Origin of the sequence: Paenibacillus borealis (assembly GCF_000758665.1) — a bacterium.
GTDB classification, from domain to species: domain Bacteria; phylum Bacillota; class Bacilli; order Paenibacillales; family Paenibacillaceae; genus Paenibacillus_AQ; species Paenibacillus_AQ borealis.
Genome location: NZ_CP009285.1, coordinates 4,001,304 through 4,025,308, shown reverse-complemented (window position 1 = coordinate 4,025,308; position 24,005 = coordinate 4,001,304). Strand labels below are relative to the sequence as shown.

Genomic DNA, 24,005 nt, shown 5'->3' with positions numbered 1-24,005 from the left:
TCAGTATTAAATCTCTCTGCTTGCAAACATCCAGAACCACTAAATAGAATCAATATACTCCACACATGAAAGGAACGTGAAATCATGAAGATCAGCGCCAGAAACCAGTTTGAAGGTACTGTAGTGTCGATTGAAGAGGGACAAGTCAATGCGAAGGTTGTGGTAGATACCGGAGGCCAGAAGCTCACCTCCATTATCTCAGTAGAAGCGCTGCGTGATTTGGAACTTAAGGAAGGCTCTCCTGTTACTGCAATTATCAAAGCTTCTTCCGTATTACTGTTGGCATAACCGGCTTACGGCTTGCGCCGGGTAAGCTCATAGCCTGTACACGCCCGCACGTCAAAAGACCTGATCCGGCTATCCGCCGCTGATCAGGTCTTTTGGTTCAATACCGCAGCACCAGCACAAACCGCATCCCATGCTCCAGCGGCTTAGCGAAGATATCGCCGCCCATCTTCTGCAGCAGCTGCTTGCAGATGAATAGGCCGAGGCCGTTACCCGGCTTCCCCTCCGCGTTGGAGCCGCGCCAGAAGCTGGTGAAGATATAAGGCAGCTCGCCCGGCAATAGCGGTTCGCCCGAATTCTCGATAACGATCAGCTGGCGGTAGTCCTCTTCGCGGAAGGTCATACTGATGCGCCTGCCGTCGCCGTATTTTATCGCATTCTCGATAAGATTATTAATCACCTCAAGCAGCTTATCCTGATCGCCCTGCAGCAGCTTGTCCTGATAGGGCCCCGTCTCCAGCTCAATCTTCAGCAGCTCCAACCGTTCTTTATGACCCTGGATAACCTTCCTGTTCAAATCACTTATATAGAACTCTCCCGGGACGATCTCAATATCCTGCAGCGAGGAGACTGAGGCTGTAATGATCTCACCGATCAGCTGCTCAATCTGCTCCGCTTTCTGGCCAATCAGCCTGACGGCCACTTGACGTTTCTCTTCGCTGTCATAGAGGCTGCCGTCTAGAGCACTAGCGTACAGCCTGATTGCGGCAACAGGTGTTTTGAGCTCATGCGACAGGGAGGCGACCAGCGTCTGGCGGTCTTTTTCCAGGCGGAGATTGGTCTGCTTCTGGGTATCCAGTGTCTGCCGCAGCAGGTCAAGTCCCCATACGAACCGGCCGAAGAACCGGCTACGGTGCTCCTTCATGCCTGTATTCAATTGGCCTCTGGATAACTCGTAAGGCAACTCTTGTAAGGTGTGAAACGGCTCCAGAATCTGCTTCCGGATATAGAACAGCAGTGCAGTCACCGCCCCAAGCGCCGCCAGCAGGAACACATTCAGGATTAGGAATACGCTGTGATCCGCACCGGGCAACCGGTATGAGAACCTTAAATACCCTGTCAGCTGCTGCTCCAGATAGACAGGTTTGACTGTGAATTCGTATGAATCCGCTACACCTATTCCGGCAAAAAACCGCTCAACAGCCTGGGCCTCCGCCCCCTGATCTATCCAGCTTAACCCGTTAACGTATGTATAATCTCCGTGAGTAAATATAATCTCTTCCGGCGGCACCCCGCGCTGCACCTGATCAATAATCCGGTTGATCTCCACCCGGTAAGCTTTGCCGGGCTCCCGTATTTCCCGGTAGGATACATATCCATTCAGAATGGCAATCACGATGAGCCCGGTGAGTATTGTCCAGAGAATCAGTTTGTTATATGCCTTCATACTTGTACCCTACCCCCCAGACGGTTACAATCCGCCTCGGCTCTTTGGGGTTCAGTTCGATTTTGTCCCGCAGCTTGTTCATATGTACCGTCAGCGTCGAAGGCTCACTGAAGCTGTCTGCTCCCCATACCTGTTGGAACAGCCACTCTTTGCGCAGAGCCTTTCCCTTATTACTCATCAGCAGTACCAGCAGCTCATATTCCTTGGCCGTCATTCCGAGCTGCTGACCGCTTTTATATACCATCATTGAGGTGCGGTTAATCGTAAGGTCACCATCTGCCAGCAGCTGCTTATCGTCGTTCATCTCATAGCTTCGACGCAGATGTGCTTTGACCTTGGCTGTCAGCAGGTTGACCGAGAAAGGCTTCTCCAGATAATCATCCGCACCAAGCTCAAGACCAATAATCTTATTGTCATCCCCATGGCGTGCACTCATTATCAGAATCGGCAGATTGAACTTCTCCCTGGCGAGTCTGCAGACGGCGAAGCCGTCAAGCTCCGGCAGCATAATATCGAGCAGCAGCAGCTTGACCGGATGCGTCTCCAGATATGCCAATCCCTCTTCACCGGAGGCTGCAATGAATACAGAATACCCCTCCACCTGCAAAAAATCCCTAATCACCTCCGCCAGCTCCGCATTGTCTTCAATGATCAGAATATCCGCCACGGCTTTTCTCCTCCTGCTGCCTGTTACCAGCCCATCTCCATCAGCCAGCCCGTCAGGCTGCGTTCACGTTCCCTCGAACCCTGTTCCGGTGAATATTTGCCCAGGACATGCTCCCCCTGGATATTGCCATCCACCATATATAATACCTTATCACTCTGTGCAGCTACCTTCACATCATGGGTGACAATCATCAGCGTGGTCCCTTCACGGTTGATCCGGCACAGCTCATTCATTACTTCCTGTGCAGCTTTCGAATTAAGTGCACCAGTCGGTTCATCGGCAAATAGCATCGCAGGCTCATTAATCAGTGCCCGGCATATACAGGCCCGCTGCAGCTGTCCGCCGGATACCTCCGTAATGTCATGCCCGGCCGTTTCAATAATGTTCAGCTTCCGCATTAGCGCATCGGCGTATTGATTGACATCACTGCGGCTGCGCCCGCTTCCCTTCCCGGATAAGGCCTGATAGCCCGATAGAATGATATTATCATAAACGGACAGATTGCTCAGCATATGCATCTGCTGAAAGATAAAACCCATCTTATGCAGACGCAGATCAGCCATACCTTTCTCGGAGAGCTGCGAGAGACTCTGTCCGTCAAACACCACTTCCCCCGCCGTGAGCCGGTCCATTCCGCTGACGGTATAGAGTAGCGTCGATTTGCCCGAGCCGGAAGGTCCCATCACCGACACGAACTCCCCTTCATGAAGTGTAAGATTGATATTCCGCAGGACATTATTCTGTCCTTTATTAACGATATAGGTTTTGCATAGATTGGTTACTTCCAATACGGCTGCCATATTTGTATTCCTCCTTGTGTTAATGATTGCAGTTCGCTCTAGCTTATTCTTTATTCATGTTCCAGATCTGCACACGCTTGATTTGGCCGCAGCTGGTGTATACCGCCAGCATGACGACAGCGAGGATGAGCAGCGGATAGAAGAGATAGACCTGGAGTGGAACGATCGTAAGGTCCAGCTTCGTCAGACCGAATATCCGGAAGATAAGACCGAGCAGACGTCCTCCAAGGGTATTTGCTACGATCACACCAAGGATTAATGAGACAGCCATAATAATCAGAATGCGCAGCACCTGCCACAGCCGGATGGCTGAATTCGTGAAGCCGATGCTTTTCATCACCGCGATGCCGTGTACTTCCTTGGTGATCAACAGCCTTACGAACAGACTGGTAATGAAGAACGTAATAATGCAGATAATTGCAGTCAGCAGTGCATTAATGCTGCGCAGCTGGCCCATGAAACCTCCAGTGATCTCGCCCAGCATCTCCATACCTGTTTTGAGGTTAAGCCCGCTGAACTGACTCTGAATTCCTTTCATAATCTCCGCCTTTTGCTCTTCCGGGGCATTGATATTGCCTGAGAACAGATAAGCTGCTACAATCTGCGGGTTGTAATCCCGGGCAATCCAGACCCCATAACCTTCGTTAGAGATACTCTGGAACAGTCCGCTGATAATGAAATTGCTTCTTTCCCCATTTATTTCAAACTGGATATTATCCCCCACCTTCTTGCCATACTTTTCGGACATGATGGTCGTAATGGCAATTTCGTTCTTGAGTATAGGGGCAGTGCCCTCCAGATATGGAATGGACTCGTCCTGATCATTCTTCTGGGCGTTAATCCTCCGGTTATCCTGACCGTCATCAGCGATATATTTGATCATGAGCGCATAATTGGCGGTGAGTGTTACTTCGAAGCCATTCTCGCGGAATTTCTTGCTGATTGCCGCCTTTTCCTTCTGAATCTCATCCACGGACTTCTCTACCATTTCCGTTTTGGTATAGAAATCTGCTCCGACTGTGCCGAAATACTCCAAAAACTTAGGGGTAACGATCGTATTGGTCAGATTAACCGGGATAAGGATGATCGCTGTACTCAGGACTAGCGTTAGAATGAGTGAAGTGTAGCTCTTCAACCGGTTCAGCACATCGCTCAGCGCCAGGAAGAATGCGGTGTGCAGGAATCGGCTTTTATGTAAATGAATTCTGCGGGAAGCCTTGAAGCGTTCCCCGGTCTGGCCTTGCCGGATGGCGTCAATAGCCGAAGCCTTATTTATTTTGCGCATACAGAGCAAACAGAACAGCAGGATGAATCCTATAATGGCCACAGTGCTGCACGCGGATATAATAATGCTGATGATGCCGCCTGGCAGGATCATATACTGCGAAGTCTTGCGGGACATCAGCTCTGTAAGCGGAAGACTGATTCCAAGTCCGATGATGCCGCCAAGCAAGGACAGACCCATATATTTCGTTAAATAGAGCTGTTTGATCGCCTGATTCCGGAAACCAATCGCTTTCATCACACCGATCTCCTTGTACTCATCCTGCAGTGTGGAGACAATCGTGAACCGCAGTGTAAGGAAAGCTATGAAGATCAGGAAAAGGCTGATTGCAAACATCATCGCGGAAATAATCCGGTCGGTCATGTAGGACATCGCAACGAGTGACTTGTCGACCTCGAAGTTAATCGGCAGATCTGCACCGGCAAAGGCTCCGGACAGTTCAGTTGCCGCTATACCCGGAACTGCGTTGAAACTCCATAAGTTCACGCGGGAATTCTCCGGGACCGCCTGTTCAATTTCGGTGAAATCTTCTGCGGAGATTACCATACGCTTGAGACCCAGCAGATTCGAACCCATGAATGCATCCTTGAAGTAACCGCTGACGGTAAAATTTTTCGTGATCCCTTCAAGCTGGAAGCTGATTCGGTCTCCGGATTCGATGCCGCTAGTCAGCATCAGGTTTGTAGGCAGCCCAATCTCCCCTTGCTGAATAGTATAGGGCTCATTGTCTTCCCCGAAGATCAGATTTACCTGTTCCGGGATAGCCGCCAGCACAAGACTCGTATTGCCGGAAAAGCTAGTTCGCCCCTCAGGCATCTTGATCTGCTCCAGTGACAGACTGATTTGTTTCTCCGTATAAGATGTCTCCACTTTCTGCTCATTCTTAACCCAGTCCTGGACTGCCCCGTTGAATTCGGGAGTATCCGCCAGCGTGATATTAAGATCAGCCACCCGGCTCTTGCTAATGAAGCTGGTAAGGGCACTTGAGGTTGAATACATCAGGCTGGAGCTGCTCGCTACGAGCGTTGAAGCCAGAATTATGAGTACCAGCAGAACGGTATTCATCACTTTTTTACGCCACAGATCTTTTTTAAGTATTTTCAGGAACACAATGTTGTTCTCCTTTCGTCAAGCTCTGTCCTGAGTATAGCGGGGCAAATATTAAATAATCCTTAAGTCGCTGCAAAAGAAGTCCGCGCAAAAAAAGAGCTACGGAATAATCCATAGCCCTCTGCTTACTCCTAACCTAAACGTCCTGCTCAGTGATCCCCGATTCCGGGTCAAAGGTAAGCATCTTCGTCGCTATTTTATCAATAAAGAACCGGTCATGGCTGACGGTAACTACCGCTCCGGGAAAATGAATAAGTGCCTGCTCCATCACTTGAATACTGGTCAGATCCAGATGATTGGTAGGCTCATCCAGGATGATCACAGCAGCACCGGAGAGAAGGCATTTCGCTAACGCTACTCTGGCCTGCTGGCCCCCGGATAGATGACCGATTTTCTTACTCAAATCCGTTTCCGAGAACTGCAGCATAGACAGGAATTTGTTCACCTTTTTCCGCGGCGCTTCGAGTCCCAGACCATACACATTAACCGCATGGCTTACTGTATCTTTAGGATCAAGCTCGTCCCACATACGATTGAAATACGCGTAACTGACACCTCGCTCCCAGGTCACAACCCCGGAATCCGGCTCTTCCTGACCCGTCAACACCTTGATTAGCGTCGATTTCCCGCTTCCGTTAGGGCCGACTATGACCATCCGGTCTTCCTTTTGAATGTCGAAGCTGATGTTCTGGAAGATAGTCCGGCCATCATACGTCTGGCCAACCCCCTTCACTTCAGCAAGCTTGTCCGGAAAACGCAAATTACTATAAATATCGGTAATCAGAACATTCACCGGATGCGGCTCCACCCGCTTTTTAATTTCCGTCAATTTGCGCGACAGGCGGTCTTTGGGAGACTTTTTACGGCCCCGGGTATCAATGGCTTCAGACTCCATAAGCAGGAGCTCTTCCTCCCATTCAAACTGGCGGTCGAGTACCTTTTTGCGCATCTTCTTTTTTTGAACATAATCGGTATAATTGCCTTCGTACTCCTGGAAATGATAATTCTCGATCTCTATGGTCCGTGTAACTACTCTGTCAATAAACTGCCGGTCATGTGAGACCAGAAGCATCGCCCCGGTGAAACGGTGCAGCCACTGCTCGAGCCATACGATTCCTTCCATATCCAGAAAGTTAGTAGGTTCATCCAGTAATACAACATCGGGTACCTCAATTAAGACCTTGGCCAGTGCCGCGCGGTTCCGCCATCCCCCCGATAACTCGTCTACAGGCTGATGCCGTGATCTCTCGTCAAACCCCAGTTTAGTGAGCACCGTATTAATCTCCACCGAGACATTCCAGCCATCCAAATGATCCATCTGTTCAAAAAGCTCCGCTTGCCGTTCTAACAGGATATTCATCTGGTTATCATCCGTTACTTGCCCCAGCTGTTCCCCAATTTGATGTAGCTCCTGTTCGATAAGGGTCACCTGCCCGAAGCACAGCTCCAGCTCCTGTTGAACAGACAAGGCCCCGGATAGCTCCGAGAATTGGGAGAAATAACTGATCTTAACCTTTGGGTCCAGCTCCACTTTTCCGGCCGTAGGCTGTTCCTGCCCCATGATCAGCTTAAATACAGTTGATTTACCAGCACCATTGCGTCCGATTAGACCTATGCGTTCACCTTTGCTTACACGGAAATAGATATCTCTGAAGATCATTGTATCCTCATATTTCTTAGTCACGTTCTCCATACGTATTACACTCAAACCTATCGCCCCTCTGGTTCCTAAAATCAGAATGAATCTGTCAGCATACAGAGGTGATTATAACACTAAATCCGCATTACCGTTCTCCGGCTGCACAAAAGGCCGCTATCCGCGGCCCTTTACCTTGAAATTAGAATAGTCCTTTGGCAAAATTATAAAACGCCACTGCTGAATCCCATGCCGGGAAGCCGGCCTGGGCCAGCTTGTCGCTGCCGCCGCCTTTTCCCTGATACTCGCCCAAGTGGGTCTTGAAGAAGGCTCCGCAGGACAGCTCCGCAGCTCCGCTATGGGCGAGCACCACCTTATTCTCCGCCGCGCTCAGCAGCAGAACTGGAAGGTCGGTCAGCGCCGTAAGCTTCACAGCCAGGCTCTGCAAATCCTTAAGCGTTCTGGTGTCGGAGATATGCGTAATCACCCGGCTGCCTGGTTCCATGGCGGATAATAACTCCCGGGCCAGATAGATATCGTTCTGTTCCTTAAGCGCCGCCAGTTCAGTTAGCACCAGCTTCTGGTCATTCTCCCATTTGCCGATCCGGTCGATAATTTCGTCCTTACCGGTATTGAACCTGGCGGACAGCTGCCCCAGAATACGCACATTATCATTGAATTCATCCAGTGCACGGCTTCCGCATTTGAAAGTGATCCGGATATTGCCCTTCTGCTTCTCGGAGCGCAGCAGCTTGATCATGCCGATGGCTCCTGTTGAAGCTACATGCGTCCCCCCGCAGGCGTTATGTTCGACACCTTCAATCTCCACAATGCGGATATCCTCTGTCACCTTAGGCAGCTTCACGAGCGGCAGCTTGGCCATTTCTTCTGCTGTTACGAAGTAGCTGACAATGCTCCGGTTCAGGTAAATCTGCCGATTGACCTCCTGTTCAGCCTCCGCCATCTGTGCAGCAGACAGTTCCGGCAGCCCGATGTCAATCGTGGCATAGTCACTGCCAAGGTGAAAGCTGAGTGTCATGGCCTGGTATAAATTACGGAAGACCGCCGACAGCAGATGCTGGCCGCTGTGCTGCTGCATATGGTCGAATCTCCGGTTCCAGTCGATTCTGCAGTTAACCTCTGTATGTGCAGGAAGCTGCGCTACCTTGTGCAGCACCTCATCATTCTCCAGCACAACATCCAGTACCGGAAGTTCACCTATGTACCCTGTATCACAAGGCTGTCCGCCCCCGTGGGGATAGAAGGCTGTCTCCACAAGTGTCACATACACTCCGTCTTCACGCTCTACCGATCCGCTTATGGACGTATTCCATTCCTTCAAATAAGCCGATTCATAATACAGCTTCTTAGTCATGGTTATGCTCCTCCGTTCGCAGCTTCAGCAGGACCGAAGAACCGTTCCATTACAACGTAGTCCTTGCCGCCCTTGCTGAATACTTCTTCTGTCGCCTGCATTCCGAATTTCTTGTAGAAGCCTGCTTTGTAGGTTCTAGCGTTGCAATAGATCCGCTGTACCCCTGCCTGCTCTGCTTCTTTCAGCACTGTCTGCAGCAGTCTGCTGCCATAGCCCAGACCCTGCTCCAGCTCCAGCGTAGCAAACTTGCGGAACTGTGCTTCTGTACCATTAATGAACAGGGACAACACTGACACCAGCTGCTCTCCCAGATACAGCCCATAATGCACGCCCTGCTCATCATCCGCCAGCTTGATGTAATCCGGCTCACGCTCCGGCCACATCACTTCATGCCTAAGTTTCCATGCTTCTTCTTTCTGTATGATCCTGATCTCCATCTCATCCACTCCAATATATGTACTTAATGCATCGTATCCCATATCTGCTTGCCGATCAATATAACAGTAACTGTTATAAATAGCGGGCGGATATACGCCGCGCCTTTACGGATGGCTATTCTGGAGCCCACAATAGCTCCGATCACCATCGGAATGCCCAGGATCAGCCCATGGGTATAGCTGACGGAACCGAGGGCAATAAACGTAAGCAGACTCGTGATGTTGCTGGCGAAATTCAGCATTTTGGCATTACCGGCGGCCGTAACAAATTCGAAGCCCATCATCAGGAAAGCGAAGATCAGAAAAGATCCGGTTCCCGGTCCGAAGAAGCCATCGTAGAAGCCTATGACCAGTGCCGCAATAATCCCGATCAGCCTTGTTCTGCCATTGCTTGAGGAGAAAGTGGATACATCTCCCCATGCATTTTTGAACAACGTATAGACCGTTATCACTACCAGCATCACAATGACCAGCGGCTTCAGAAACTCTGAAGGTACCTGACGGACGGTAAGTGTACCGGCCACCGCACCTATGATGGACAACGGAATCAGTGTCCGGATCAGCTTGAAATTGATTTTGCCGGAGCGTACGAAAGAGGCCGTGCTGGTCAGCGAGCACATCGACCCGGCCAATTTGCTGCTGCCCAGCAGCAGAGGAAGCGGAATCCCTACGGACAGCAGTGCGGGAATCGCAATCAGTCCGCCGCCGCCCACTACGGAGTCAATTAATCCGGCCAAAAAACCGCAAAGCACCAATACTGCCACCATGCCAATCGTCCAATCTTCCATCCTGCGGAAATCCTCCTGCTATGTACTTTACATTTGTTTTCAGTAAACTTCATTCAGCATACACAATTTTGGCGGGATGCACCATAGATTTGTGAAAATGCGCACGGCTCCGGTTACTCCTGTCACGCCCAGCCATGTGAAGCAAACCAGACATCCTCCCTGAACTTGCTCCAGGCTTCCTTTACATAAGAAATCATATTATCAGGAAGATCATCCAGCGGGAACCAGCGCAGATCATCGCATTTATCCGGCTCGGTGTTGCTAATCTCACCACTCCAATGCTCCGCTCTGAAGAAGAAATCAATCCGTTCATTACCGGAAGTCCGGATATGCATCGCACCGAGCATTTCAAGGTCTGATGGAGCGATAACAGCACCGCATTCTTCCCGGACTTCACGGATGGCGGCGGAATGAAGCTCTTCTCCTCCTTCCAGCTTGCCCGCAGGCAGACCGTATTCTCCATCGTGATGCCCTGTATTCGAGCGCCGCAGTAGCAATATCTGCCCATCCTTGATCAGAAATACATGTACTACAGTCAATAACCGGAACGGTTCCATGTCGTAATCCCTCCTGTTAGTTCAGCCAATTAATATACGAGAACATTAGTTTGCATATTTATAATCGACTATATCATATCAGGCTGAGCTTTGTCAGACGGGAATGGTACTGTCTACTTCATTGAAAGCCAAAAAAGCGGTGAGGTTGCCCTCACCGCCCGCTTGGCCCCTGATACATTAACAGGAATAGATCATTTATACGTATTCTGCTCATTTTTCTTATAGGTCGTTTTGTCATCCCTCAGGGATTCCTTGCGGATGTCATTCTTCTTCTGTTCTATTTGCTGCGCTTCCTGGCTGGTGACCGGGTCCTGATCAAGCTCCTTGACGGTATTGACCAGATTCTTATCCGGTTCTGTGTAATCTGCCATTGTATAGCCTCCTCTAAGTTGTGTGCTGCTCGGTTCGGCTTATTTTGGCAAAAAACAGTAAGGAATATTCATGGCACTACGGCATAAAAAAGCGGACAAGCCTGAAATAAGCCTGTCCGCTTAGCAAAGCAGCTATTCTATTCTTCCGAATCCACGTTGTGATAGACCTGCTGTACATCGTCCAGCTCTTCGAGCGCATCAATCAGCTTCTCGAACTGCGCCTGTGCATCTTCAGGAATCGCCACGTAGTTCTGCGGCAGCAAAGTCAGCTCGGCTACGGTGAATTCCGTAATGCCTGCGCCGCGGAAAGCTTCCTGTACAGCGTGGAACTGGTCGGGTTCGGCATACACGATCACTGCTTCATCCTCTTCCAGCACATCACGGACATCCAGGTCTGCTTCAATAAGAAGCTCCATGACTTCATCCGCAGATTTGCCTTCCACACCAATTACCGCTGTCGGATCGAACATATACGTTACCGAACCGCTGACGCCCATATTGCCGCCATTCTTGCTGAAGGTGGAGCGTACCAGCGGAGCTGTACGGTTAACGTTATTGGTCAGCGCATCGACTACGATCATCGAACCACTTGGACCGAAGCCTTCATAACGAAGCTCCACGTAATTTTCGTCGCCGCTGCCTTTTGCCTTTTCAAGTGCGCGGTCGATAATCGCCTTCGGCACATTGTAAGTTTTGGCGCGCTCCAGAACCACCTTCAGCGCCCGGTTGGATTCCGGATCAGGCTCGCCCTTCTTCGCAGCAACATAGATTTCTACACCGAACTTAGCGTAGACCTTACTTGTATTGGCATCCTTGGATGCTTTCTTTTCCTTAATATTATTCCACTTACGACCCATATCGTTACCGCTCGCTTTCCAACATTTGATTAAAAACAGTCCTGTATATTATACCTCTGTTCGATATATCCCGTAAAGGGCCGTCCGTCTCCATTCATAAATCCAGTAAAGACAGCATACGGTCCGTCCCCGCAGCTTGAATAAGCATCGGCAGACGCGGGCCTTCATCCGCACTCAGAACCAGCTGATAGATGATAGTGAACAGCCTTTTTTGCTGAGTCCGCATCGTTTTTTTGTCCTCATGATGACAGATGGCGTAGATTTGAGTCATTCTCTGCGTTTCGTCCAGCTCACAGTTTCTTAGCAGAGTGCAGAGGGTTCGCAGCCATTTCAGTTCTGCCGCGTCCAGTGAATGATAATAGGCTAAGTTCGGTGAAGGATTGACCGTAATCAGCTTGTGCGGCATCCAGTTTCTGATCCAGTGCTCCGCCCGGTCCGCCGTCAGCAGCAGCTGATGCTCATCTGACTCCTCACCGTTCTTGGTGAGAATGTCCCGGAGCAGTCCCCGGTCGAAGTTGATCAGCGGCAGCAGACTGGACACCTGACTGAAACTCGGAGACGTTCCGGTAGAGCCGCTTAGAAGTGACAACTTCAGAGCATCTGCGAGATCACCTGTTAATGTCCCGGCATGAACTCCCGCAGCATATCGCTCGAACTCCGCATAATTGCGCAGCACATCCTCATCCAGCCCGATATGAAAAGCTGCATTCGGCTGGTATTTGGCGAACAGGAACAGGATATTCTCCGGGGCATATATGTTCAGGAGATCATCGGGTGTGTAATTATGCCCTGAAGAGCTGGACATTTTGGAGTAGCTGCCTTTAATGCTGATGAATTCATAGGGCTCATACATAGGCAGCGGATTGCCGAAGATTCTCTCCGAGATTACTGCGGCCACATTATAGCTTCCGGTTTCAGACGAGTGATCACGGCCTCCGGGCTCAAAGACCACCTGCTCCATGTTCCAGCGCATCGGCCAGTCGATTTTCCAATGCAATTTGATATTGCTTGCCTGCGGAATACTTACGATATCGGTATGACCGCACTTACAGCTATACACCACGTTCTCTGCGCTGCCGTCGAAATGCTCAATGGTAGTATCATCTTTACCGCATTGAATGCAATAAACACTTACCGGATAAAATGCTGCCCGGTCTGCCGCAAAGCTCTCGCCTGTTTTGAACGACATCAGAATATCGTAGATATCTTCCCGGTGGCGCAGGGCATGCAGGATTGCCGGATTATAACGGTGCGACTGGTATTCCCGGCATTGATAGATGAATTCAGGCTCGATCTCAAACGCCCGCAGCGCCTGCTCAAACTCCGCCTCGAAATGGGCCGCATACGAAGCATGACAGCAATAGGGACAGGGAACCTGCGAATACGGCATGCCTATATATTGTCCGAACGCGGGGTCCACATGTTTCGGCACCTTGCGGAACCGGTCAAAGTCATCCCATGAGAAAATGAACCGTACCTCCTTCCCCGCCCGCCGCAGTGCTTTGGCTACAAACGCTGTAGTCACAATCTCGCGGAAGTTTCCGATATGGACCGAACCGGACGGACTGATCCCCGATGCACATACAAAAGTCTGCCGCTCCGGATGGTTCACGATTAACTGGTTTGCTATTCTCTCTGCCCAATGCATTGGCAAATCACCTCTACTGTTAGTTAATATGGAGCGTATGTGGAGCCTGTTTGACTTTGGAGACGATGCCCGGCTACCCGGAAACGCCAAAAAAGCTCCCGCCCTCAAGATTGTTATCTTGAGGACGAGAGCTTGAATAAGCTTCGTGGTACCACCTCTGTTCGCGGACATGTTGCCAGGCCCGCCTCTTCGGGTACGGCCATTACGCTTATACCCTATCTCTGTAACGGGAGATCCCGGCATACCATCCTCGGGCGCTGCGCCCGATTCCATATGCAGCTCGGAGACTTTTTTCAGCTCAGGCGCTTCGCTGCCCCATTTCACCACTCTGGAGCTCTCTGTGAACGCTGCCGCCTGCTTACTCTTCTCTTCATCGCTTGTGTGTAGGTAAGTTATTATCAGCAATATTACTCCTGGCAGGTTGTTTCTGTCAATAACTCTGTTTCATATTTACGGGAACGCTGTGATCTACACCCAAACCTCATCCGCCGTCTCAATCACCAGCCGCAGCTTGTCCCACTGCTCTTCTTCTGTCAGGATATTCCCTTCCTCGGAAGAGGCGAAGCCGCATTGGGTGCTGAGACATAACTGATTGATATCCACATATTGTGCCGCTTCTGCGATCCGGGCTTTGAGCTGCTCTTTGTTCTCGAGACCGCCATGTTTGGTGGTGACCAGTCCCAGAACGACGAACTGGCCCCGGATGAAGCGCAGTGGTTCGAAATCACCGGAACGTTCATTGTCATATTCCAGGAAGAACGCGTCCACCTCGGCGCCGGCGAACAGCTCTTCAGCAACCGGCCCGTAGCCCCCGGCAGCAAACCAGGTGGAGCGGAGATTGCCTCTGCATACATGCAATGCAATCGTCATATCCGCAGGGCGGGCAGCGATGCTCTCATTGATCAGCCGGACATAGTCCTTCGCCAGCTGGTCGGGATCGACACCTCGGCTGCGCAGATGCGCCCGGTGTTTGCCGCTGCAGAGTGTTCCCCAGGTGGTATCATCGAGCTGCAGATACCGGCAGCCGGCATCATAGAAGGCCTGAATCGCATCCCGGTACACCTGGATGATATCCCCATACAACGTTGCGGAATCCGAGTATACGTCGTTTCCGTTGTAATCCTGCACGAAATGAAACAGCGCCGGTGAGGGGATGGTCATTTTGGCAAGCGTGTCTCCGGCCAGCTGCTGCAAGCTGCTGAAATCGGCAACCATGGGATGGTCGCCGAAGGCGATTTTACCGGTAATCTTAAAGCTCTCTGCCCGGTTCACCGGTTCCTTGGAGCTGCCTGCCGGCCCGAGCGTAATCTTCTGTGTCCCCTGAATTCCGAAGAAGAAATCGAGATGCCACCAGGAACGGCGGAACTCCCCATCGGTTACGGCTCGCAGACCCAGTGCCTTCTGCTGCTGCAGCAGCTTAGCAATCTCAATGTTCTCAATCTCACGCAGCTCCGCGTCGGTCAGTTCACCCTGAGCGTGCAGGCTGCGCGCAGCTTTGAGCGCCTCTGGCCGCAGGAAGCTTCCGACAATGTCATAGCGAAAGGGCGGTGCATTTCTTGTCGATCCGATAACTGGACTAATCATACGTCCCTCCTGCTGTTATAGTAAGAAAGATTCAAGCTCGAAATAATTATCCGATACCAGATCATTCAGAATGTTAATATACCCCGACATAATCTCGCTCGGTTTACGGTCCTTGTGGGCAATCCAGCCGACAGAGAACACCTCTTTGCTGTCAAAAGGAATCGTGACCAGCCCCGCATCATTCAGTCCCGAGGCCATGATCCCTGTGCCCACGGTATAGGAATCGCTTCCGAGCAGCAGATGAGTCAGCGTGGCGCGGTCGGTAACTTTAATATTCTTCTCAATCTGCGTGAAGCTAAGCATTTCCTCCGAGAAGTGCAGTGAGTTGTTATCCCCCTGCTCAAAAGTAATATACGGAAAAGGAAGAATATCATCAATGGTAATTCTCTCTTTACCGGCCAGCACATGTCCAGCCCGCACATATACATGCGGATTCGTATTGAATAACGGGGTAAACTTCAGGTTTCCGTCGCTGAACAGCTTGTTCATTACCTTATAGTTGCTCTCATTAATATACAGAATACCAATATCACTGCGCAGGGTACGCACATCCTCGATAATCTCATAGGTCTGCGTCTCTCTCAGGCTGAAATTGTATTCGGCTACCTTACTCTCTTTCATCAGCTTCACAAAAGCGTCCGTAACAAACGCATAATGCTGAGTAGATACCGAAAAGTAGATCGGACTGCGTTTCTTGCCGGTATAGCGGTTCTCCATAAACTCCGTTTGTTCAATAATCTGCCGGGCATAGCCCAGAAATTCCATGCCTTCCGCCGAGATGCTGATCCCCCGGTTATTGCGTTCGAAGATGGTAATGCCAAGCTCGCTCTCCAGCTCCTTGATAGCATTCGAGAGGCTGGGCTGTGACACAAATAGCCTTTTGGCCGCTTCGTTCATCGAGCCGCTGTTCGCAATCTCAATTGCGTAGCGGAGCTGCTGCAATGTCAAACCTGTTCCCCCTCTGATCAAGGAATTCACCTATATAACAAATAAGAATTTAATAGTTATCCTACCACACCTTGCCGCACCCAATCTACCAGGGATTATAAGGCGTGATAAGCAAAGCAGAAGTTATTGGGTCCGCTTCTTGCCTGCATCGATTTTGGACGGATCAAGCCCTTCCCAGATGTTCTTGATATCCGCCTGCCCGGGATCTTCAAACACCAGGAATGCGGTCGGCAGATAACGTTCCCCGTATTGTGAAGAAGGCTTATTGAGAATCTCGTTGTCCTTCACCAGTACAGTGGATGAACCCCCGTCCAGATTGGCTGCGATTACTGCACCATGCTTCAGCATAATCTGCTGCACATCATACAGATTCGCCCCGATGCTGTAGCCCGGCTGCCGCCCGTCGATGACCACGAAGATCAGCGCACCGTCCGCCCGTTGGCCCATAGCCGTTCTTGGGGCGATCCCCCAGCCTTCAGCCGCATTCTTGATCTGGCCTTTGCCGTTCACGATAATCCGCGGCTGAAAAGTAACCGCCTCCTGCACACCCATCTTGCTCAGCTCATCTAATGTGTAGTTTCCGGCAATCATTTTGCCTTCTTTGTCCAGGCCTACAATCTGTGTAGACTTCTTGCCGCCAAGTCCGTTATAGTACAGCTTCCCTTGCGAGATGACCAGCCCGATCGGCTTGAAGCCATTGCCCTTCCAGTTCGGGTCGGCGAAGCCTCCACCGTTCACCCCGGCGATTGCCCCTGTCCGCGCCACCATACTGGATACCTTTTCCCCTGAACCGATCTTATTAGGTACACCGAGGCGAACCTTCTTCGGATCATTTACAATCATTACATAACCTGCGTACCCGCTGCCATTCACCTTTTCAATCTCGACCAGCGGCTTATCTTGTTCTTCCTCTACCACGGGGTCCGGTTCAATCACATGGGTGTCCACCTCATTGCCCATCTCCTGAAACCGTTCGGTATATTCGCTGACGCGGTTCTTGAGCTCATCTTCACCAATAATATATTTGGCCATATACCGGTGTTGTGTCGTAATTAGCGTATCCGCTATCAAATAGCGGGTGTTCTGGGCAGACGGTGCGAGATAGAGCCAGCCTCCGGCTGCAATCAGTAAGATGAAGCAGAACATAAACACTCTGAAAACTGTACGAAAAAAACCTCTTTTCTTGCGCTTGCGGGCCGGTTTCTTCTTCTTGCGGACAGTGGAACGTTGCGGTAATGATGAAGAATTCACTTCTAGATATCCTCCCTAAACAAACCTTTGTTGTATAATTCTATAAACTCACATATTCCATAATAGACGAATACGCAAGTTTAAAAGTTTCAGTTTGTTCAATTCTCTGTCCATTATCTGTAAACTGGTGATAGAAGTGAACAAGTAGCTTACGAGGATATCCCGCTCTCACTTTGATTTTGTTAAATATAGTGTAAGCTCATCATCGACCCGAACCTGGTTTCCGGGAACAACGGGCAAGTGATCATAAATCATTCCCCGGCCATCGGGGATAAACCCGCGTTTGATGTACATCCTTTGTGCAGTGCCATAGCTGGCATATAATCCAACGCCAATACCAATCGTATCCGATTTAGCGAACGCCTCTGCTTCAAGCGCCTCAATTAATACACTTCCTATCCCTCGTTTTCTGAAGGGAGGAATAATATCGAAATTTTGAATCTCTGGAATTTGGTTTTGAGCAAAGTAAGGGTACTGTGGTGAATAAACGACATGCCCCCAACCTGCAAACTCCGTCTCATGAAATACTAAGAGCGTACTCCGTTTGTTTAATTGGTTCTCCTCCCAGCAATATTCAATATACTCTAACGGCTTGCTTACATCATGTGGAGTTAGCCCGCCGTGAATCATTCCAATGTCACTGGACATCATTCGACGGACAAGTATAGGTACGCTCATAAGTATATTTCATTCCTTCCGGGATATTTATATGCATCCATTCATTGTAGCAGGAAGATTTCCTTAATCCTCCAGGTTTCTCTTTAACATCTGTTCATCGTCTTTAACATAATTGCAATGTTCATACGTCCTAATGGCAGCAGCATTCCTTCTACCGGTCAGCACCCTCATACTTCTTACTCCGCGTTTTCTAAGGTTTTCTTCCAGACAAGAAATCAATGCAATTGCAATTCCTTGTCTTCGGGCAGCTTCTTCTACATAGAGTTCGGTAATTTCTCCATATGGTTCATCATAGCAGAATGAATACAAGCTTTGGGCACAGCCAAAACCGACGATTCTGCCACTTATCTCTGCTACGGCAATCCATTCGTTACGATTTATATTTAAATGTTCAATTATCTTAGCCGGGGATCTTTTTACACCACCGTTAAATTCTTGATTTAGTCTAGAAAGTTCTTCAGCATCGGTTAAAGATGCCAGCCTTACATTTGCAACAGAATTCATCTCCTCACCCCTTCCTAGCAGAAGCCGAGTAAAACACATCAGCATGCATATGCTGAATTTCAGCCCAATTGCCGGGATTGGTCGTGTCTGGTGAGCGGTGGGCCAGAATGTCCTGATAAAGGGCTGTTTTTTGTTCCAGATGGGCAACATGCCGTTTGGCTTCTTCGAGCTTAATGAGCGCCGCTTCTTTATGCTCCATTATGAGTGCGCTGCGTTGCGGAATGGTCGAATCCCCTTCGAGACAGAGATCGACGTATGTTTTGATGACTTCAATCGGCATTCCGGATTGCTTAAGACATCTGACGCCATGCAGCCAGTTGATCGATTCTTCGTTGAACAGCCGGATGTTATTCCCGTTTCGCTGTACGCTGGGTACCAGCCCTTTATCCGTATAAAAGCGTACAGCGTGCTCGGTGAGTCCCGTGATCCGGGCGGCTTCTTTGACTGTATGCATGTATGATCCTCCTAGTAAAAATGATGAGACCGCTTGACTTCGTGTAACACGAAGGCGATAGGCTTATTGTAATGCAACTCGCACGGAAGTGGAATCCCCGCTTCAGAACCCGATTTCCGGGACACGTACCGTTTGCAGATATACATTTGGACAATGGGAGGAATTACAATGCTAAACGTAACTTTAAATAATGGTGTAACCATGCCGATCATCGGCTTTGGTGTTTACCAGGTGCCGGATGCTGAAGAATGCGAGAACGCTGTATATGAAGCGCTGATGGCTGGTTACCGCCTGATCGACACCGCGGCCGGTTACCTTAATGAGGAAGCTGTAGGACGCGCAATCAAGCGTAGCGGCGTGCCGCGCGGGGAGCTGTTCATAACGACCAAGCTTTGGGTTCAGGATGCCGGCTATGAGAGTGCCAAGCTGGCGTTTGCTAAATCCTTGAAGAAGCTGCAGCTCGACTATCTCGATCTATACCTTATTCATCAGCCGTTCGGCGATTACTACGGCGCTTGGCGTGCAATGGAGGAACTGTACCGAGATAACAAGATCAGGGCGATCGGTGTCAGCAACTTCCTGCCCGACCGTCTGATGGACCTCATCGTGCATAACGAAATCGTCCCTGCCGTCAACCAGATCGAAACGCACCCGTTCTACCAGCAGGCCGAGAGCGCTGCTTTTATGAAAGAACAGGGCGTGCAGCACCAGTCTTGGGCACCGTTCGCTGAAGGACTGGGCAACATGTTCGGCAACGAAGTGCTGGCCTCGATCGCTGATAAACACAACAAGTCTGTCGCCCAGGTCGTGCTGCGCTGGCTTGTCCAGCGTGGAATCGTTGTTATTCCAAAGTCAGTAAGAAAAGAGCGGATCGCCGAAAACTTCAACATTTTCGATTTTGAGCTGAGCGCGGACGATATCGGACAAATTTCCGCCCTCGATACGCGGCACAGTCTTTTCTTATCCTACCACGATCCGAAATTCGTCAAGATGCTGGGCACCTTGAGAGTCGATCTCTAAAGCCAGATCAAACCGCAAGCTCATCATGCGTTTATCCTCACCTATAAAGATAGGACAGGGCGGCCGCCCTGTCCTTTTTCACCTGCATAATTAGGAAAATGCAATAGCGATTCACCGGTGTCTGCCCACACCGCCTCCGCTGCTTGCACTCCCCCCACCGCCGGAATTATCACCGTCATCGTCGTCATCATAAGAAGAATAGCGCCCAGCTCCGCCACCGTTGGTAGAACCGCCCCCACCTTCATTTTCATCCTCATCCTCGTATGAGGAATAGCGCCCTACTCCGCCTCCGTTTGATGAACCGCCGCCTCCTTCATTACTTCCCCAGAAGCTGCTCTGCGAGCTGCTGTGATTCAAGGCTTCGTTACGATGCCGCTCATGCCGGCGGTGCCGCCGCTGTCTCATAGTAGAACCTGAGCCGAACCTGGTAACGAGGCGGTTCATATTCTGCTGGTTGAACGGATTAAGCCGTGATCCGAAACGGGCAATTAAACGGTTGCGGCCGGATGCAGCAAGACTGATCAGAGCAATGATTATTAGATACACTCCAATAATCTTTAATCCTGTAGATGCGCTGACAGGTTTCGGTTTGCTGCTAATGTCCGATTTTACAGGTGATTTGCTTCCTGCTGCAGCGGCAGACTTGGTGCTCATCGCCGCAGTCTCCTGGCTGGCATCCGCTCTGGCCAGGAAGAAGCTGTAGAAGGCATTCGCCGTGGCGGTTGCCCCGCCGGCGTAATCTTTTGCCGCAAATTCGGGTTCAAGTAACGTGTCCAGTATCCCGCCAATGAGTTCATTGGTGAAGGTTCCTTCAATCGCCTTGCCCTGAAGTACATGATAATTATCTCCGCCGATATCGAGCACCAGCATCACATCTTTAGGTCCTGCGGCTACACCGGCGAACTTCGCATACGTATAATCCTGCAGGCTTTTATCACCGGAATTCTTGACAGTCACTACGTAGATCCCGCTTCCGGTCGTTGCCGCATAGCGGTTGCTGGACTGGTTCAGATAATCCTTGGTGACTTGTTTCAAGACCCCGGCATTGTCCGAAATATAGTTTTTGGAGCCGAGGGTTTCTGAATAGACTCCGCCTAGGCTTTGAATTAACGAACCATAGGTTCTGCGCGCGCCTGCGCTATAATCCTTCTTGGCGAAATCAGGCTCCAGCGACTCCGAGAGAATCCGGGATAACACATTGTCGTTCAGCGTATCCTCCAGACCTTTGCCCGGAACTGCCCAGTAATCATCATCCTTGATGGAGAGCAGCAGCAGGACTCCGTTGTTCTTATCCGCAGATCCGACTCCCCATTCATTGAACAGTGAAGTCGCGTAATCTTCCATCGATGTTCCGCCTGTAGAATCCACTGTTACCAGTACAACCTGTGCACCGGTCTGCTGATGCAGCTTCACACCATAATTGACCATATAATTCTCTGTCTTCTGATCAATAACATCCGCGAAGTCATTCACGTAAAATGACTCCGAATGCGCCGGAACAGCCGCCTCCGTGCGGCTTGGCGCCAGCGGCAGCAGCATGATCAGCAGGATGGCGGTGAACACAACCTGTATACTTTTACGATTCATTGATACCCCTCCGCTAATTATATCTCTTCTATTCTATATCGGTTACGCACATTATGGGATATAGTTCCATTCCGTTTATGCTTATGTATGAAGCGAAAAAAACGGCAGGCCAGCCCGCAGAAGGGGATGTACTGCCGTTGTATATGTGCTGTCTTTAAATAAAATATTACGGATATCAAGAAACTAATTACCGGTGTCTGCCTACACCACCGCAGCCACTTGCGTTGCCGCCTCCGCCGGAATTACCGCCTCCAGAAGAACCTGAGGAATGGCGGCCAGCTCCGCTGCTGCTGGAAGAGCCCGAGGAATGACGGCCAGAGCCTCCACCGCTGGAAGATCCGCCTGAGCCATGATTGGTTTCTCCGCGGGAAGAGGATGAACGGCCAGCCCCGCCACCGCTTGACGAGCCTCCGCCTCCATGATTGGAGGAAGAAGAGCGGCCCGATCCTCCACCGCTTGTTGAACCTCTGCCACCTGAATTACTGCCCCAGAAGCTGCTCCGTGATTCATTACGGGACGATGAGCTGCGGGGTTGAGGCCGCTGGTTATAGCTTCTTTGGTTATAGCTTCTACGCCTGATGCCATAATCCGGCTGCCCCGTCCAAACACCATAGCGCTGTATATTGCCGGGGTGATGCGGGTTAATTCCGATTCCGTACCGGGCAATATTACGGTTGCGGCGAGAGGCGGATACGCTGAAGCCCCATACCAATATTAGAAAACAAAGAATAATGGCACTCCCGTCTAAACGGTCAACCGGCTCCTTGTCTAGCGGATCATAATTGGAGTCTGGATACGTGCGCACCGGCACATTCGAAGGGCTGTCCGCAGCAGGCAAAGAGTTTACCTCCGCAGACTCCATGCTTGGAACTGCAGGCTGTTGGCTATGATCCGCTCTGGCCAGGAAGAAACTGTAGAAGGCATTCGCCGTCCCGGTTGCACCTCCAGCGTAATCTTTTGCCGCAAATTTCGGTTCAAGCGCAGTATCCAGAATCCCGCCAATCATATCATTAGTCAACAGATTGTCGATATCCTTGCCCTGAAGGACATGATAGTTATCTCCGCCGATATCGAGCACCAGCATCACATCTTTAGGTCCTGCGGCTACACCGGCGAACTTCGCATACGTATAATCCTGCAGGCTTGTATCACCGGAGTTCTTGACAGTCACTACATAGATCCCGCTTCCGGTCGTTGCCGCATAACGGTTGCTGGACTGGTTCAGATAATCCTTGGTGACTTGTTTGAAGACTCCGGCATTATCCGCTACATAGTTTTTGGTGCCGAGGGTTTCTGAATAGACTCCGCCTAGGCTTTGAATTAACGAACCATAGGTTCTGCGCGCGCCTGCGTTGTAATCCTTCTTGGCGAAATCCGGCTCCAGCGACTCCGAGAGAATCCGGGATAACACATTGTCGTTCAGCGTATCCTCCAGGCCTTTGCCCGGAACTGCCCAGTAATCGTCATCCTGGGTGGAGAGCAGCAGCAGGACTCCGTTGTTCTTATCCGCAGATCCGACTCCCCATTCATTGAACAGTGAAGTCGCGTAATCTTCCATCGATGTTCCGCCTGTAGAATCCACTGTTACCAGTACAACCTGTGCACCGGTCTGCTGATGCAGCTTCACACCATAATTGACCATATAGTTCTCTGTTTTCTGATCAATGACGGCCGCGAAGTCATTCACGTAGAAGGACTCCGAATGTGCCGGAACAGCCGCCTCCGTGCGGCTTGGAGCCAGTGGCAGCAGCAGGATCAGCAGGATGGCGATAAGCGCAGTTTTTAAAGTTTTCCCATACATTAATACCCCTCCGGCTCTCATATCTCTACTCTACTATATCGGTTAAGCGCACAATGGGATATAGTTCCATCCCCTTATACTTATGTCCGAATCTAGTAAATATTCAAAAAGAGACTGCCCGGAGGTTACTCGTTATTAAATCTGTCCGGATGCGATCCAAAACGCTGGTTGTTGTTGAGCGCATTAATGCGGCTGATTTCATCCTCTGACAGCTCGAAATCAAAGATATCGGCATTCGCGATAATCCGCTCTTCCTTGACCGACTTCGGAATCGTCACAATGCCGTTCTGCAGATCCCAGCGCAGGATGACCTGAGGCAGCGTTTTGTTGTGGCGTGCCGCAATATCAGCAATCACCTCATTGTCCAGCAGATGGCCTTGGGCCAGAGGAGCCCACGCTTCAATCTGGATACCTTGCGCCCGGCAATACTCACGAAGCTCAAGCTGGCTGAGCAGCGGATGAAGCTCGACCTGGTTCACCATCGGCTTCACCTTGGCTTCAGTTAGAAGATCTTCCAAATGGTCAATCTGGAAGTTCGAAACACCGATCGCCCGGACTTTTCCACCCGCATACAGCTTTTCAAGCGCCCGCCAGGTGTCTTTGTATTTAGCTCTGATCGGCCAGTGCACCAGATACAGATCCACATAGTCCAGACCCAGCTTACTGAGACTCAGGTCAAATGCCGCCAGTGTAGAATCATACCCCTGATCGTTATTCCATACCTTGGTGGTGATGAACAGCTCTTCGCGGGCAACCCCGGATTCGCGGATCGCCTGACCGACTCCTTCTTCATTTCCATAGACTGTTGCTGTATCAATGCTTCTGTATCCGGCCTTAATTGCTGCTTTGACAGAATCCACAACCTCTTGACCTTCCTGTACTTTGAACACCCCAAGACCAAACCAAGGCATTTCTACACCGTTAGCTAGCTTCGTTGTCGACTTTAGATTCATCATTATCAGAATACCACCCATC

General features: G+C 50.4%; 23 protein-coding genes. 2 read left to right on the top strand and 21 right to left on the bottom strand.

Going from position 1 to position 24,005, the window contains the following annotated elements:
* Positions 1 to 84: 84 nt before the first annotated feature.
* On the top strand, positions 85 to 288 hold the full coding sequence (locus tag PBOR_RS16975) for a TOBE domain-containing protein (protein WP_042213590.1): 204 nt from the start codon (positions 85 to 87) through the stop codon (positions 286 to 288).
* Positions 289 to 385: 97 nt separating this feature from the next.
* On the opposite strand, the gene PBOR_RS16970 is transcribed toward PBOR_RS16975, so the two are convergent.
* The 18 genes from PBOR_RS16970 to PBOR_RS16885 form a co-directional block, all read right to left on the bottom strand.
* A complete protein-coding gene (locus PBOR_RS16970; RefSeq protein ID WP_052429516.1) occupies positions 386 to 1,672 on the bottom strand; it encodes a sensor histidine kinase in 1,287 nt (428 codons plus the stop codon).
* A complete protein-coding gene (locus tag PBOR_RS16965) occupies positions 1,659 to 2,339 on the bottom strand; it encodes a response regulator transcription factor (RefSeq protein WP_042213588.1) in 681 nt (226 codons plus the stop codon). The genes PBOR_RS16970 and PBOR_RS16965 overlap by 14 nt, the downstream gene beginning before the upstream one ends.
* A 23-nt stretch (positions 2,340 to 2,362) precedes the next feature.
* Complete coding sequence (locus PBOR_RS16960) at positions 2,363 to 3,139, bottom strand: ABC transporter ATP-binding protein (RefSeq protein ID WP_042213586.1); 777 nt, start codon at positions 3,137 to 3,139, stop codon at positions 2,363 to 2,365.
* Positions 3,140 to 3,182: 43 nt separating this feature from the next.
* A complete protein-coding gene (locus PBOR_RS16955; RefSeq protein ID WP_042213584.1) occupies positions 3,183 to 5,534 on the bottom strand; it encodes an FtsX-like permease family protein in 2,352 nt (783 codons plus the stop codon).
* A gap of 136 nt (positions 5,535 to 5,670) precedes the next feature.
* A complete protein-coding gene (locus PBOR_RS16950) occupies positions 5,671 to 7,242 on the bottom strand; it encodes an ABC-F family ATP-binding cassette domain-containing protein (RefSeq protein WP_042213582.1) in 1,572 nt (523 codons plus the stop codon).
* A 130-nt stretch (positions 7,243 to 7,372) separates the two neighbouring features.
* Positions 7,373 to 8,545 carry an alanyl-tRNA editing protein gene (locus PBOR_RS16945; RefSeq protein ID WP_042213580.1) on the bottom strand — a complete coding sequence of 391 codons (1,173 nt, stop codon included), beginning with the start codon at positions 8,543 to 8,545 and terminating at the stop codon, positions 7,373 to 7,375.
* A 2-nt stretch (positions 8,546 to 8,547) separates the two neighbouring features.
* Complete coding sequence (locus PBOR_RS16940) at positions 8,548 to 8,982, bottom strand: GNAT family N-acetyltransferase (RefSeq protein WP_174479818.1); 435 nt, start codon at positions 8,980 to 8,982, stop codon at positions 8,548 to 8,550.
* A gap of 23 nt (positions 8,983 to 9,005) precedes the next feature.
* Complete coding sequence (locus PBOR_RS16935) at positions 9,006 to 9,770, bottom strand: TSUP family transporter (RefSeq protein WP_042213573.1); 765 nt, start codon at positions 9,768 to 9,770, stop codon at positions 9,006 to 9,008.
* 122 nt (positions 9,771 to 9,892) lie between these two features.
* A complete protein-coding gene (locus tag PBOR_RS16930) occupies positions 9,893 to 10,327 on the bottom strand; it encodes an NUDIX hydrolase (protein WP_042213571.1) in 435 nt (144 codons plus the stop codon).
* A 191-nt stretch (positions 10,328 to 10,518) separates the two neighbouring features.
* Complete coding sequence (locus PBOR_RS16925) at positions 10,519 to 10,698, bottom strand: hypothetical protein (protein ID WP_042213569.1); 180 nt, start codon at positions 10,696 to 10,698, stop codon at positions 10,519 to 10,521.
* A gap of 137 nt (positions 10,699 to 10,835) precedes the next feature.
* Entirely contained in the window at positions 10,836 to 11,555 is a 720-nt protein-coding gene (locus PBOR_RS16920) for a YebC/PmpR family DNA-binding transcriptional regulator (protein WP_042213568.1), read from the bottom strand.
* Positions 11,556 to 11,649: 94 nt separating this feature from the next.
* On the bottom strand, positions 11,650 to 13,203 hold the full coding sequence (lysS, locus tag PBOR_RS16915) for a lysine--tRNA ligase (protein WP_042213566.1): 1,554 nt from the start codon (positions 13,201 to 13,203) through the stop codon (positions 11,650 to 11,652).
* Between the two features lie 468 nt (positions 13,204 to 13,671).
* Positions 13,672 to 14,787, bottom strand: coding sequence for a 5-methyltetrahydropteroyltriglutamate--homocysteine S-methyltransferase (locus PBOR_RS16910; RefSeq protein WP_042213563.1), 1,116 nt, complete (start codon positions 14,785 to 14,787; stop codon positions 13,672 to 13,674).
* 15 nt (positions 14,788 to 14,802) lie between these two features.
* A complete protein-coding gene (locus tag PBOR_RS16905) occupies positions 14,803 to 15,735 on the bottom strand; it encodes a LysR family transcriptional regulator (RefSeq protein WP_042213561.1) in 933 nt (310 codons plus the stop codon).
* A gap of 123 nt (positions 15,736 to 15,858) precedes the next feature.
* The gene (locus PBOR_RS16900; RefSeq protein ID WP_042213559.1) at positions 15,859 to 16,986 is read right to left on the bottom strand and encodes a phosphodiester glycosidase family protein; all 1,128 of its coding nucleotides are present in this window, start codon (positions 16,984 to 16,986) and stop codon (positions 15,859 to 15,861) included.
* A gap of 168 nt (positions 16,987 to 17,154) precedes the next feature.
* Complete coding sequence (locus PBOR_RS16895; protein WP_052429515.1) at positions 17,155 to 17,664, bottom strand: GNAT family N-acetyltransferase; 510 nt, start codon at positions 17,662 to 17,664, stop codon at positions 17,155 to 17,157.
* A 63-nt stretch (positions 17,665 to 17,727) separates the two neighbouring features.
* Positions 17,728 to 18,168, bottom strand: a complete 441-nt coding sequence (locus PBOR_RS16890) for a GNAT family N-acetyltransferase (RefSeq protein ID WP_042213557.1) — start codon at positions 18,166 to 18,168, stop codon at positions 17,728 to 17,730.
* A gap of 4 nt (positions 18,169 to 18,172) precedes the next feature.
* Positions 18,173 to 18,622, bottom strand: a complete 450-nt coding sequence (locus PBOR_RS16885) for a MerR family transcriptional regulator (RefSeq protein ID WP_042213556.1) — start codon at positions 18,620 to 18,622, stop codon at positions 18,173 to 18,175.
* 168 nt (positions 18,623 to 18,790) lie between these two features.
* Between PBOR_RS16885 and PBOR_RS16880 the strand changes: the two genes are divergently transcribed.
* A complete protein-coding gene (locus tag PBOR_RS16880; protein WP_042213554.1) occupies positions 18,791 to 19,642 on the top strand; it encodes an aldo/keto reductase in 852 nt (283 codons plus the stop codon).
* Between the two features lie 111 nt (positions 19,643 to 19,753).
* On the opposite strand, the gene PBOR_RS35520 is transcribed toward PBOR_RS16880, so the two are convergent.
* From PBOR_RS35520 to PBOR_RS16865, 3 genes are all read right to left on the bottom strand, one after another.
* Positions 19,754 to 21,229, bottom strand: coding sequence for a TPM domain-containing protein (locus PBOR_RS35520; protein ID WP_052429514.1), 1,476 nt, complete (start codon positions 21,227 to 21,229; stop codon positions 19,754 to 19,756).
* 187 nt (positions 21,230 to 21,416) lie between these two features.
* Complete coding sequence (locus PBOR_RS35515; protein WP_052429513.1) at positions 21,417 to 23,030, bottom strand: TPM domain-containing protein; 1,614 nt, start codon at positions 23,028 to 23,030, stop codon at positions 21,417 to 21,419.
* A 125-nt stretch (positions 23,031 to 23,155) separates the two neighbouring features.
* Entirely contained in the window at positions 23,156 to 23,989 is an 834-nt protein-coding gene (locus PBOR_RS16865; protein WP_157764198.1) for an aldo/keto reductase, read from the bottom strand.
* Positions 23,990 to 24,005: the final 16 nt, after the last annotated feature.